The organism is Variovorax sp. P1_G12 (assembly GCF_056405555.1).
The window spans coordinates 17,003-29,015 of sequence record NZ_JBFUBW010000029.1; the positions used below are offsets into that span (position 1 = coordinate 17,003).

Sequence of the window (12,013 nt, forward strand, 5' to 3'; positions counted from 1 at the left end):
GGCGCCGGGATCTCTACACTTCCCGTCATGCCATGGCACGCACGACTTGACCTCGACTACCAGCTGGAAGCCCGGCGCAGCGTGGCGCGCTTTCGCCACGACGGGCCGCTGCGCATCCTGCAGAGCCTCTACCCCGAAGGCGATGCGGTCTGCCACAACGTGCTGGTGCATCCGCCCGGCGGGCTGGTCGGCGGCGACACGCTGGACCTCCGCGTGCGTGCCGCGGCGGGCAGCCACGGGCTGATCACCACGCCAGGCGCTTCGCGTTTCTATCGCTCGGACGGCGAACTGGCATTGCAGCGCACGGAGCTCAGCGTGGAAGCCGGCGCCCGCCTCGAATGGCTGCCGCTCGAGGCGATCTGCTTCAGCGGCTGCCGGGCCGAAAACCGGCTGATCCTGCGCGTCGATGAAGGCGCCGAGCTGATCGGCTGGGACGTCACGGCGCTCGGCCTCCCGAACGCCGGCAAGCCTTTCGAACGCGGCACGCTGCAGCAGCACATCGAAGCGCCGGGTGTATGGCTGGAACGCGGTCGCATCGACGCAGAAGACCAGCGCCTGCTGCAGAGTCCGCTGGGCCTGGCCGGCCACCGCTGCCTGGCCTCGATCTTCTTCGTCGCCGGCTCGCCGATGGAGCGCGCCCGACGCGATGCCGCGCTGGAGGCCGCCCGGTCGCTGATCGAGGCCCACGCGCTGAGCGAAAGCGCGGGCGCCACCAGCCCGCATCCCGGGATCATCGTGCTGCGCACCCTGGCGCCGGTGGTCGAACCCGCGATGCACCTGCTGCGGCAGGTCTGGCAGGCCTGGCGCGCCGAACTCTGGGGCCTGTCCGGCCAGCCGCCGCGGATTTGGTCGATGTAGGCGAACGGGCATGAGCCGCAGGGCCGCTCCCAAGGCGAATACCGAAGCGCTGTTGCGCGAAGGTACTCCAATGAGCGCGACCCGCACCGACATCCCCGCCCGCCTCGACCGCCTGCCCTGGTCGCGCTGGCACTGGCGCGTGGTGATCGCGCTCGGCGTGGCCTGGGTGCTGGACGGACTCGAGGTCACGCTGGTCGGCTCGATCGGCGGCGTGCTCGAACGACCCGACACGCTGGGGCTGAGCGCCGCGCAGATCGGCGGCTCGGGCTCGCTCTACGTCGGCGGCGCGGTCATCGGCGCACTGGCGTTCGGTCGCCTGGCGGACCGGCTCGGCCGCAAGAAGCTGTTCCTGGTCACGCTCGCGCTCTATGCGGCGGCGACGCTCGCCACCGCCTTCTCGCCCGATTTCGCCTTCTTCGCGCTGTGTCGCTTCGCGACCGGGCTCGGCATCGGCGGCGAGTATGCGGCCATCAACTCGGCCATCGACGAACTGATCCCGGCCCGGGTGCGCGGCCGCGTGAACCTCGCCATCAACGGCAGCTTCTGGATCGGTGCGGGGCTGGGGGCCGGGCTCAGCCTCTGGCTGCTCGACGCCCGGGTGCTGGGGCCGGTGTGGGGCTGGCGCGCCGGTTTCGCGCTGGGCGCCCTGCTCGCCGTGGCGATCCTGCTGGTGCGCCGCAACGTTCCCGAGAGCCCGCGCTGGCTGATCGCGCACGGCCGTGCCGGCGAGGCCGAGCGCATCATGCAAGGCATCGAGGCCGAAGTCACGGCGCAGCATGGGGCACTGCCTCCCGCGATCGGCCATGTGAGCTTCGGCGGCCGGGCCGGCCCCGGCTGGCGCGAGGTGGCGCAGGTGCTGCTGCGGCGCTACCCGCAGCGCAGCATGGTGGCGCTGGCCCTGATGATCTCGCAGGCCTTCCTCTACAACGCGATCTTCTTCACCTACGCGCTGGTGCTGACGCGCTTCCACGGCGTGCCCGAAGGCCGGGTGGCGCTCTACATCTTTCCGTTCGCGCTCGGCAATGTGCTGGGGCCGCTGCTGCTGGGCCCGCTGTTCGACCACGTCGGCCGGCGCCGGATGATCGCACTGACCTATGGGCTCTCGGGCGTCGGCCTGGCGCTGACCGGCTGGGCCTTCATGCAGGGCTGGCTCGACGCCCGCAGCCAGGCCCTGTGCTGGTCGGCGGTGTTCTTCCTCGCCTCCGCCGCAGCCAGTTCGGCCTACCTCACGGTCAGCGAGGTGTTTCCGCTCGAAATGCGCGCGATCGCGATCTCGATCTTCTATGCGGTGGGCACCGGTGCCGGCGGCTTCGCGGCGCCGTGGCTGTTCGGCGCCCTGATCGAGACCGGCAGCCGCGGCGCGGTCGCCATCGGCTACGCGATCGGCGCCGGGCTCGTCATCGCCGCCGGGCTGCTGGCGCTGCGCTTCGCGGTCGATGCGGAACGCAAGCCGCTCGAGGAGGTGGCGCCGCCGCTCACTGCGCCCCCACCGTGACCCGCGCCGTCATGTACGGATGCACCGCGCAGACATAGTCGTAGGCCCCCGGCGTCGGGAAGGCCCGGCTGAAGCTCTGGCCCGGCAGCATCAGCGCCATGCCCGGCGCGCCGTCCGCGAACGCGAGGCCGTGCGGCGCGCCGTCGTCGTTGGTCCAGGTCACGCTGTCGCCGGCGTTGATCGCGAGCAGCGCAGGCCCGAAGGCGAAGTTCTCGATCGAGACCCGGGCGCCGCTCCCGGCCCGGTGCTGCACCGCCACCTTGCGCGGTGCGTTGCCCACCGGGATGGTGACCACCGGGCCGCCCGCGAGGTCGACCAGGCTGACGTCGTTGGACCCTTCGTTGGTCACGAGCACCTTCTTGCCGCCGGGCAGGATGTCGACCCAGTGCGGCTGCTTGCCGACCGCGATGCTGCCGCTGGGTGCCTGGGTCGCCGGGTCGAACAGCATCAGCTCGCCCGGCCCCTGGACCACCACGACGCCCGACCGGGCGCCCGCGAACAGATGCGCCACATGGGGCGAGACGCCGGTGGGGATCTGCGCAACCGGCTTGTTCGACGCGGCGTCGAACACCTGCACCGCGCTGACGCCGGCCAGCGTCACGTAGAGCTTCTTGCCGTCGGGGCTGAACTCGAGGTCGCGCGGCGTCTTCTCGACCGGCACGCTCGCGGCGACCTTGCGCGTCGCCAGATCGATCACCACCAGCGCGAAGTTGCCCGGTGCCTGCGAGGACACGTAGGCCTTCCTGCCGTCGGGTCCGACCGCGAGCGTGTGCGGCTTGGGCACCGGCACGGTCGCCGCCACCGCATGCGTCGCCACATCGACGAAGGCCACCCGGTCCTCGCCATTCACGGCCACCAGCAGCCACCGTCCGTCGGGCGTGATGGCCAGGCCCTGGGGCCCCTTGCCGACCTCCACGGTGCCGCTGATGCGATCGCTCGCGGTGTCGATCACGCTGAGACTGGACCCGCTGGCGCCGCTGACGAAGACCTGGCGGTCATTGCGGGCGACCACGATGCCGTCGGGACCCGCGGCCACCGGCACCGTCGCGATGAGGCGCTGGGCGGCGGTGTCGATCACGCTGACCGTGTCGTCCTTGAAATTGCCCACATAGGCCTTGGCGCCGGCGGCAAAGGCGGGATTGGCCAGCAGCAAGGCAGCCAGCGCGGCGGCAAGTATCGGCTTCAGCTTCATGGTGGGACTCCTGAACGAGGGGGAAAGGAACAGAATCGACACCAGGCATGACGGCCCCGGCGCCCTGGCTATTCCCGCCCCCGGAATAAACAGCGGCTTCGGCCCGTCAAGCAGGAGAAGGAATCCGGTGACCGATCGCACCCGTCGATTCGAGGCCGCGGCCCTGCCGCATCTGCCTGCCGCGTACAACCTGGCGCGCTGGCTGCTGCGCGACGAGCGCCAGGCGGAGGACGCAGTGCAGGACGCCTACTTGCGCGCTTTCCGCTTCTACGACGACCTGCGCGGCGAGCAGGCCCGGCCCTGGCTGCTGGGCATCGTGCGCAACGCCTGCTACGACTGCATGCGCCAGCACCGGCACCTGGCCGACCAGGTCGAGTTCGACGAGCTGCGCGACAGCGGCGGCGACGCGCCCGGGGACCTCGGCGATCCCGCGGTGGTCTGGGAACAGCGCACGCGCGGCCAACGGATCAACGCCGCGATCGAGGCGCTGGCGCCGTCGTTCCGCGAAGTCATCGTGCTGCGCGAACTGGAGGAGATGTCGTACGAGGACATCGCACGCATCGCCGGCGTTCCGATCGGCACGGTGATGTCGCGGCTGTCGCGCGCACGGGCCTTGCTGCGCACCGCGCTGCAGGCGGAAGCGCCGCACGGACAACGGGAAGGAAGGCATGATGCAAGCAGTTGAAGACGACGATCTGGGCGTGATGATCCGGCGCGAGGGCACGCGGCATGCGCCGCCCGCGGCGCTGGCCGAGCGTATCCGTGCCGATCTGCAAGGCGAGCAGGCGCCCCCCGCTCGTCCCCGGCGCGCGCCCGTGTCCGGCCGCTGGCTCCAGGCCTTGTCGCTGTTCGGCGCCGGCGCGGCGACCGCCTGGGGCCTGGCCCTCGCGCTGCTGGTGGTGCCTGTGCAGGATGCGACGAGCGAGGCCGTCACCGACAGCCATGTCCGCTCCTTGATGGCCTCGCACCTCGCCGACGTGGCGTCCACCGACCAGCACACCGTCAAGCCCTGGTTCGCCGGCAAGCTGGATTTCTCACCGCCGGTGATCGATCTCGCGGCCGAGGGCATGCCGTTGACCGGAGGCCGCATGGACTACATCGACGGGCGCGCGGTCGCTGCGCTGGTCTACCGGGCGGGCCCGCACGTGATCAACCTGTTCCTCTGGCCGGCGGCCGACGGGAAGTCGACCAAGCCTCAGTTGCAGGCTCGGCGCGGCTACAACCTGGTGCACTGGACCCAGGCCGGCATGCAGGCCTGGGCCGTCTCCGACCTCAACGCCTCGGAACTGCAGGCCTTCGCCGCACTCGCCCGCGAAAGAATGGCGGCGGCCGCACCCGCCGCACGCTGATCAGATCGCGACCAGCTGACGCACGCCGTTGGCTTCCATGTCCTTGCCGAGGCCGCGCGCGATGATTTCGCCGCGTTCCATCACGAGGTAGTCGTCGGCGAGCTCCTGCGCGAAGTCGTAGTACTGCTCGCACAGCACGATCGCCATGTCGCCGCGGTCGGCCAGCATGCGGATCACGCGGCCGATGTCCTTGATGATGCTCGGCTGGATGCCCTCGGTGGGCTCGTCGAGGATGAGCAGCTTGGGCTTGGGCGCCAGCGCGCGGGCAATCGCGAGCTGTTGCTGCTGGCCGCCGGACAGGTCGCCGCCGCGCCGGTTCAGCATCTGCTTGAGCACCGGGAACAGCTCGTACAGCTCCGGCGGAACCGGCGTCGAGCCCGGCTTGTAGGCCAGGCCCATGCGCAGGTTCTCCTCGACCGTCAGGCGCGCGAAGATCTCGCGGCCCTGGGGCACGAAGCCCATGCCGGTGCGGGCGCGCTCGTAGGGCGTCTTCTTCTGGATCGGCGCGCCGTCGAACTCGATGCTGCCGCTCTTGATCGGCACCAGCCCCATCAGGGACTTGAGCAGCGTGGTCTTGCCGACGCCGTTGCGGCCCAGCAGCACCGTGACCTTGCCGAGCCGCGCTTCGAAGCTGACGTCGCGCAGGATGTGCGAGCCGCCGTAGTACTGGTGGATGTTCTTGACGTTGAGCATGTGTGTCCTTGCTGGTCAACGGCCTAGGTAGACCTCGATCACGCGCTCGTCGGCCTGTACCTCGTCGAGCGTGCCCTGCGCCAGCACCGAGCCGTCGCACAGCACCGTGACGATCTCCGAGATCGTGCGGATGAAGCTCATGTCGTGCTCCACCACCATCAGCGAATGCTTGCCCTTCAGGCTCAGGAAAAGCTCGGCCGTGCGCGCCGTCTCCTCATCGGTCATGCCCGCCACCGGTTCGTCGAGCAGCAGCAGCTTGGGGTCCTGCATCAGCAGCATGCCGATCTCCAGCCACTGCTTCTGGCCGTGGCTCAGGTTGCCGGCCAGGCGCAGCACGCTGCCGTCCAGGTGGATCGTGTGCAGCACCTCCGCGAGCCGATCCGCCTGCGCCGAATCCAGCCTGAACAGCATCGACGCCTTGACGCCCTTGTCGGTCTTGAGCGCCAGCTCGAGGTTCTCGAACACCGTCAGGTGCTCGAACACCGTCGGCTTCTGGAACTTGCGTCCGATGCCGAGCTGCGCGATCTCGGCCTCCTTGTGGCGCAGCAGGTCGATGGTGCTGCCGAAGAACACCGTGCCCTCGTCGGGCCGCGTCTTGCCGGTGATGATGTCCATCATCGTGGTCTTGCCGGCGCCGTTCGGCCCGATGATGCAGCGCAGCTCGCCCGGCGCGATGTCGAGCGAGAGCTTGTTGATCGCCTTGAAGCCGTCGAAGCTGACGCTGACATCTTCGAGGTAGAGGATGCGGCCGTGCGTCGTGTCGACCTCGCCCGCGGTGGCGTGGCGTCCATAGCCCGCGGCGCGGCCGCCGGACTCGGTCTGCAAGGCGTGATCGGCCGCGCCGCCGTGGCGGGCAATGCGTTCGGCACCGGCGTCCATCAGGTCGGGTGTCATGCGCGGGCCCCCTTCGCTTCGACCGCCAGCGGAGGCAATGCCACGGGCTCGACGCCCTGCTCGACCGCCACGGCGCGCTGCGCCTCGCGGCGGCCTTCGCGCGGCGCCTTGGCCCTGGACGTCCATTTCTTCACCAGTCCGACGATGCCGTTCGGCAGGAACAAGGTGACCGCGATGAACAGCGCACCGAGGAAGTAGAGCCAGTACTCGGGGTAGGCCACCGTGAGCCAGCTCTTCGCGCCGTTGACGATGAAGGCGCCGATGATCGGCCCGATCAGCGTGGCCCGGCCGCCGACCGCGGCCCAGATCGCAATCTCGATCGAGTTGGCGGCGCTCATCTCGCCCGGATTGATGATGCCGACTTGCGGCACATAGAGCGCGCCCGCCACGCCGCACATGATGGCCGAGATGACCCAGATCGTGAGCTTGTAGCCCAGCGGGTTGTAGCCCGAGAACATCACGCGCGTCTCGGCATCGCGGATGGCCTGCAGCACGCGGCCGAACTTGCTCGCGATCAGCCACTTCGAGAACAGGAAGAAGCCCAGCAGCGTGAGGCCGGTCAGCGCGAACAGCGTCATGCGCATCTCCTGGGTCTGGATCGGAATGCCCAGGATGCGCTTGAAGTCGGTGAAGCCGTTGTTGCCGCCGAAGCCGGTCTCGTTGCGGAAGAACAGCAGCATCGCCGCAAAGGTCATGGCCTGCGTGATGATCGAGAAGTAGACGCCCTTGATGCGCGAGCGGAAGGCGAAGAAGCCGAACACGAAGGAGATCAGGCCCGGCACCGCGACGATCAGGATCAGCGTGGCGATGAAGCTGTCGCTGAAGGTCCAGTGCCAGGGCAGCGTCTTCCAGTCGAGGAACACCATGAAGTCCGGCAGGTCGCTCTTGTAGTTGCCGTCGCGGCCGATCTGGCGCATGAGGTACATGCCCATCATGTAGCCGCCGAGCGCGAAGAACAGGCCATGGCCCAGCGACAGGATGCCGGTGTAGCCCCAGATCAGGTCCATCGCCAGTGCACAGATGGCGTAGCACATGATCTTGCCGACCAGCGCCACCGCGTAGTCGCTCATGTGCAGCGCGCTGCCCGCGGGGACCACGATGTTGAGCACCGGCGCCAAGGCGCAGACCACGATCAGCGCGACGAAGAAGACGGTCCAGCCCTTGCCGCTGAGCAGCGGTCCCTTGGAAGGTAGTACAGCTTTGCTCATGCCTCGGCGCTCCGGCCTTTCATTGCGAAGATCCCTTGCGGCCGCTTCTGGATGAAGATGATGATGAAGACCAGCACCGCGATCTTCGCGAGCACCGCGCCGGCCCAGCCTTCGATGAACTTGTTCAGGATGCCGAGGCCCATGGCCGCGTACACCGTGCCCGCGAGCTGGCCGACGCCCCCCATCACGACCACCATGAACGAGTCGACGATGTAGCTCTGGCCCAGGTCCGGGCCGACATTGCCGATCTGCGACAGCGCACAGCCCGCCAGCCCCGCGATGCCCGAGCCGAGTGCGAAGGCGTAGGTGTCGATGCGCGCGGTGTTGACACCCATGCAGGAGGCGATCGGACGGTTCTGGGTGACGCCGCGCACGAACAGCCCGAGCCGCGTGCGGCCGATCAGCCAGCCCATCGCGAGCAGCACCAGGCCCGCGAAGACGATGATGCAGATGCGGTTCCAGGGCAGCGTGACGTTGCTCAGCATGGTCAGGCCGCCGCTCATCCAGGACGGGTTCTCGACGCCGACGTTCTGGGCGCCGAAGATCGAGCGCACCAGCTGCTGCAGCATCAGCGAGATGCCCCAGGTGGCCAGCAGCGTCTCGAGCGGCCGGCCATACAGGAAGCGGATGACGCCGCGCTCCAGTACCGCGCCCACCAGCGCCGAGGCCAGGAAGGCGACCGGGATCGCCGCCACCAGGTACCAGCCGAAAGCCGACTCGGGCAGGTAGCGCTGGAACAGGCCCTGCATCACGTAGGTGGCGTAGGCGCCGATCATCATCAGCTCGCCGTGCGCCATGTTGATCACGCCCATCAGGCCGTAGGTGATCGCCAGGCCGAGCGCGGCCAGCAGCAGCACCGAGCCCAGGCTGATGCCGCTGAAGATCGCGTTGATGCGGTCGCCCCAGACCAGCGAGCCGTCGATGCTGCGGATCGAGGCCACGATGGCGGCCTTGACGTCGGCCTCGGTCTCGTCGGCGAGCCGCTGGTTCAGCAGCAGCTTGGTGTCGGGGCTGCGGCTGGCGCCGAGGTCGCTGGCGGCGGCCAGGCGCTTGCCCTTGTCGGCGCTCGTGAGCATGCTGGCGGCACGCACCAGTTCGAGCTGTGCCTTGATCCCGGGAATGGTTTCGGCGGCCAGCGCCTTCTCGACCATCGGCAGGCGCGACTCGTCGGGCTCCTTGAACAGCGCCTGCGCGGCCTCGGCGCGCACCGCGTCGTCCTTGCTCGTGAGCTTGAGCGCGGCCTGCGCGGCATCCAGCGCGCCGCGCATCAGGTTGTTGTTGACCACGTCCTCGGCGTCGTCGGGCAGCTTCTGCTCGGCGCCGGTGACCGGGTCGTAGGCCTTCTCGTCCCTGAGGACGAAGACCTTGTCGGCCGTGTACTTCACCGCGTCATCCGACATCGCCTGGATGAAGGCGGCGGTCTTGTCGTCGGCCGTGATCACGGCCTGGTTGAGCGCCGCGATGCGGGCCTCCGACTCGCCCGATGCGATGGCCTTGGCCTCGTCAGCGGTCAGCGCGTAGCCGGGAGCAGCCGCCAGCAGCATGAACGCCGCAGCGCAGGAGATGATGAGGCGCATAGGTGTGAAAACGGCGTTCTCTCTGTTCCAGAAACACCGCGGAACCGGCTCCGCCGGGCCGCTGGTGTTGCCCCCGGTAGGGGGTGGGCGCCCGACACGAAGTGCGGGCAACCTGGGGGCGAGCCAACTACATCGGCTGATCGGGCTTCTTGTCGTTGCCTTCGATGAACGGGCTCCACGGCTTGGCCTTGACCGGGCCCGGCGTCTTCCAGACCACGTTGAACTGCCCGTCGGCCTTGATCTCGCCGATGAACACGCTCTTGTGCAGGTGGTGGTTCTTCTCGTCCATCTTCGAGACGATGCCCGAGGGTGCGTTGAAGGTCTGGCCGGCCATCGCCGCGATCACCTTGTCGGTGTCGGTGCTCTTGGCCTTCTCGACCGCCTGCTTCCACATGTGGATGCCGATCCAGGTGGCTTCCATCGGGTCGTTGGTCAGCGGCTTGTCCTTGTGGCCCGGGATGTTCTTGGCCTTGGCGTAGTCGCTCCACTGCTTGATGAAGGCCGTGTTGGTCGGGTTCTTCAGGCTCATGAAGTAGTTCCAGGCGGCCAGGTGGCCGACCAGCGGCTTGGTGTCGACGCCACGCAGTTCTTCTTCGCCCACCGAGAAGGCCACCACGGGCACGTCCTTGGCCTTCAGGCCGGCGTTGCCGAGTTCCTTGTAGAAGGGCACGTTCGAGTCGCCGTTGATGGTCGAGACCACCGCGGTCTTGCCGCCGGCCGAAAACTTCTTGATGTCGGCGACGATGGTCTGGTAGTCGCTGTGGCCGAAGGGGGTGTACTTCTCGTCGATGTCGCTGTCCTTCACGCCCTTGCTCTTGAGGTAGGCGCGCAGGATCTTGTTGGTGGTGCGCGGGTAGACGTAGTCGGTGCCCAGCAGGACCCAGCGCTTGGCGCCGCCGCCTTCCTTGCTCATCAGGTAGTCGACCGCGGGGATGGCCTGCTGGTTGGGCGCCGCGCCGGTGTAGAAGACATTCTTGCTGAGCTCTTCGCCCTCGTACTGCACGGGATAGAACAGCAGGCCGTTCATTTCCTCGACCACCGGCAGCACCGACTTGCGCGAGACCGAGGTCCAGCAGCCGAAGATCACGGAGACCTTGTCCTGGCCCAGCAGCTGCTTGGTCTTCTCGGCGAACAGCGGCCAATTGGAGGCCGGGTCGACCACCACGGGCTCGAGCTTCTTGCCGAGCACGCCGCCTTTGGCGTTGATGTCGTCGATGGCCATCAGCACCGTGTCCTTCAGCACGGTCTCCGAGATCGCCATGGTGCCGGACAGCGAATGCAGCACGCCGACCTTGATGGTGTCCTGCGCGAACGCAGGCGCAGCGCCGAGGCTCGCGAGAGCGACGGCGGCGCTGAGCGCCTTGAGTGTGAAACGACGTTGCATGGTGACTACCTTCTCCTGGTGTGGTTGGACGATGGAGAGGAGTCTGCGGATTGGGGAACTCCGCGGAAATACGCCGGGTGGCGTATGGGATGTTGCTCGCCCCCAGGTTGGGCTCACTTCGTGTAGCCCGCCCACCCCCTGCCGGGGGCAACACCAGCGGCCCGGCGGAGCCGGTTCCGCGGTGTTTCACCAACGGGCCTGGCTGCGCCGGCCAGGCACAGGCGCTGGGCTTGTTCTTCGGCTGTGCGACCAGCTCAGATCGACGCTAGCTTCGCGGCGCGGTCTCCCGGAACTGGCGCGCCGCGAAGGCCCACACCAGCTTCGACGCGTCAGGCCCGGCCGCGTCGCTGAAATGCATGCTGGCCGCGCCGCCGCTCCAGGCATGCCCCAGGCCCGCGATCTCGCACAGCGTGACCGCCGTGCGGCCGCGTCGCGTGTAGTCGGTGATGCGCATCGGATGGCGCTTGCCTCTCTGCAGCAGGCGGGCGGCACCGGGCTTCGCTCCGGTGGCGACCGCCCAGACCGTCGCGGTGCTGCCGGCGTTGCTCGCCGACACCACGCTGTCGGCGTCACCGTGCAGCACGAGCAGCGGCGGCAGCGTGGTGAAGACCGCCGCGGCACCCATCGCCTTGCCGACCGCGGTCGCCGGCATCGGCGGCACGTGCTGGCCGCGCATGGCGCCGAGCGCCGTGGCGGGCGATCTGGCGGCACCGGGCGCCACGCCCGAGTGCATCGCGATCGCCTTGAAGCGCGCCGGATAGCGCGTGCCCAGCAAGGCCGCCATGCTGGCGCCGGCGGACAGCCCGGCGACCGCCACGCGCTCGCGGTCGGCCGGATAGAGCAGCAGCACCTGGTCGACCGCGGCCATCAGCGTGGCGGCCTCGGCATCGGCCTTGCCCGAGCGGCGGTCGTACCAGTTCCAGCAGCCCTGCGCATTGGCCAGCCGATCCTGCTCGGGGTAGAGCACCAGGAAGCGCTCGCGGTCGGCGATGCGGTTCATGCGCGTGCTGACCGCGAAATCGCGCCCGGTCTGGCCGCAGCCGTGCAGCATGACCACGAGCGGCAGTTTCTCGCCGGGCTCGAGCGCGAGAGCCGGTGGACGGTAGAGGTGATAGCGCCGCGCCCCGCCCGGGCCCAGCGCCGCCCCCGCGATCCAGTCACCGCGTCCCGGCGGCGGCTTGAGCTGACTGGCCGCCGCGCTCCGGACCCGGCTGGCGATCCGCTTGCCGCTGCCCAGCGTGGCCTTGGTGGCCTTGGTGAGCGCTTTCAGGTTGCGCGCGTAGGCACGTGTCAGCGGAGAGAGCGAACGGCGGGACATGGGGGCGGGACGGGGTGGGCGTGCATATCGTTGGGAACACGGTAG

At 68.9% G+C, this 12,013-nt stretch carries 11 protein-coding genes; 4 read left to right on the forward strand and 7 right to left on the reverse strand.

Annotation, left to right across the window (positions count from 1 at the left end; all coding sequences use genetic code 11):
• Positions 1–27 precede the first annotated feature (27 nt).
• Complete coding sequence (locus AC1D2O_RS27635) at positions 28–858, forward strand: urease accessory protein UreD (RefSeq protein ID WP_478086775.1); 831 nt, start codon at positions 28–30, stop codon at positions 856–858.
• A 70-nt stretch (positions 859–928) separates the two neighbouring features.
• Entirely contained in the window at positions 929–2,353 is a 1,425-nt protein-coding gene (locus tag AC1D2O_RS27640) for an MFS transporter (RefSeq protein ID WP_478086777.1), read from the forward strand.
• Here the strand turns inward: AC1D2O_RS27640 and AC1D2O_RS27645 are convergent.
• Positions 2,334–3,545 carry a YVTN family beta-propeller repeat protein gene (locus AC1D2O_RS27645; RefSeq protein WP_478086778.1) on the reverse strand — a complete coding sequence of 404 codons (1,212 nt, stop codon included), beginning with the start codon at positions 3,543–3,545 and terminating at the stop codon, positions 2,334–2,336. The two genes, AC1D2O_RS27640 and AC1D2O_RS27645, sit on opposite strands and share 20 nt — an antisense overlap.
• Before the next feature lie 127 nt (positions 3,546–3,672).
• Here AC1D2O_RS27645 and AC1D2O_RS27650 point away from each other — a divergent pair, with 127 nt between their 5' ends.
• On the forward strand, positions 3,673–4,230 hold the full coding sequence (locus tag AC1D2O_RS27650) for a sigma-70 family RNA polymerase sigma factor (protein WP_478086779.1): 558 nt from the start codon (positions 3,673–3,675) through the stop codon (positions 4,228–4,230).
• The gene (locus AC1D2O_RS27655; protein WP_478086781.1) at positions 4,217–4,894 is read left to right on the forward strand and encodes an anti-sigma factor family protein; all 678 of its coding nucleotides are present in this window, start codon (positions 4,217–4,219) and stop codon (positions 4,892–4,894) included. The genes AC1D2O_RS27650 and AC1D2O_RS27655 overlap by 14 nt, the downstream gene beginning before the upstream one ends.
• Here AC1D2O_RS27655 and urtE read toward each other — a convergent pair whose 3' ends face one another.
• The 6 genes from urtE to AC1D2O_RS27685 all read right to left on the reverse strand — a co-directional run bounded on the left by urtE (position 4,895) and on the right by AC1D2O_RS27685 (position 11,968).
• Complete coding sequence (gene urtE / locus AC1D2O_RS27660; RefSeq protein WP_478086782.1) at positions 4,895–5,587, reverse strand: urea ABC transporter ATP-binding subunit UrtE; 693 nt, start codon at positions 5,585–5,587, stop codon at positions 4,895–4,897.
• 15 nt (positions 5,588–5,602) lie between these two features.
• Complete coding sequence (gene urtD, locus AC1D2O_RS27665; protein ID WP_478086783.1) at positions 5,603–6,481, reverse strand: urea ABC transporter ATP-binding protein UrtD; 879 nt, start codon at positions 6,479–6,481, stop codon at positions 5,603–5,605.
• A complete protein-coding gene (urtC, locus tag AC1D2O_RS27670) occupies positions 6,478–7,689 on the reverse strand; it encodes an urea ABC transporter permease subunit UrtC (RefSeq protein ID WP_478086785.1) in 1,212 nt (403 codons plus the stop codon). Before urtC ends, urtD begins: the two co-directional genes overlap by 4 nt.
• Positions 7,686–9,266: an urea ABC transporter permease subunit UrtB gene (urtB, locus tag AC1D2O_RS27675; RefSeq protein WP_478158231.1), complete on the reverse strand. Its 1,581-nt coding sequence runs from the start codon at positions 9,264–9,266 to the stop codon at positions 7,686–7,688. Before urtB ends, urtC begins: the two co-directional genes overlap by 4 nt.
• A gap of 127 nt (positions 9,267–9,393) precedes the next feature.
• Positions 9,394–10,650 (reverse strand): urea ABC transporter substrate-binding protein, encoded by a 1,257-nt coding sequence (gene urtA, locus AC1D2O_RS27680; RefSeq protein ID WP_478158232.1) that lies wholly within the window; start codon positions 10,648–10,650, stop codon positions 9,394–9,396.
• Positions 10,651–10,915: 265 nt separating this feature from the next.
• Positions 10,916–11,968: an extracellular catalytic domain type 1 short-chain-length polyhydroxyalkanoate depolymerase gene (locus AC1D2O_RS27685; RefSeq protein ID WP_478086791.1), complete on the reverse strand. Its 1,053-nt coding sequence runs from the start codon at positions 11,966–11,968 to the stop codon at positions 10,916–10,918.
• Positions 11,969–12,013: the final 45 nt, after the last annotated feature.

Bases quoted from the DNA above. Each gene is read 5' to 3' on its own strand.
- AC1D2O_RS27635 (WP_478086775.1), top strand. From the start codon at position 28: ATGCCATGGCACGCACGACTTGACCTCGACTACCAGCTGGAAGCCCGG.
- AC1D2O_RS27640 (WP_478086777.1), top strand. From the start codon at position 929: ATGAGCGCGACCCGCACCGACATCCCCGCCCGCCTCGACCGCCTGCCC.
- AC1D2O_RS27645 (WP_478086778.1), bottom strand. From the start codon at position 3,545: ATGAAGCTGAAGCCGATACTTGCCGCCGCGCTGGCTGCCTTGCTGCTG.
- AC1D2O_RS27655 (WP_478086781.1), top strand. From the start codon at position 4,217: ATGCAAGCAGTTGAAGACGACGATCTGGGCGTGATGATCCGGCGCGAG.
- urtE (WP_478086782.1), bottom strand. From the start codon at position 5,587: ATGCTCAACGTCAAGAACATCCACCAGTACTACGGCGGCTCGCACATC.
- urtD (WP_478086783.1), bottom strand. From the start codon at position 6,481: ATGACACCCGACCTGATGGACGCCGGTGCCGAACGCATTGCCCGCCAC.
- urtC (WP_478086785.1), bottom strand. From the start codon at position 7,689: ATGAGCAAAGCTGTACTACCTTCCAAGGGACCGCTGCTCAGCGGCAAG.
- urtB (WP_478158231.1), bottom strand. From the start codon at position 9,266: ATGCGCCTCATCATCTCCTGCGCTGCGGCGTTCATGCTGCTGGCGGCT.
- urtA (WP_478158232.1), bottom strand. From the start codon at position 10,650: ATGCAACGTCGTTTCACACTCAAGGCGCTCAGCGCCGCCGTCGCTCTC.
- AC1D2O_RS27685 (WP_478086791.1), bottom strand. From the start codon at position 11,968: ATGTCCCGCCGTTCGCTCTCTCCGCTGACACGTGCCTACGCGCGCAAC.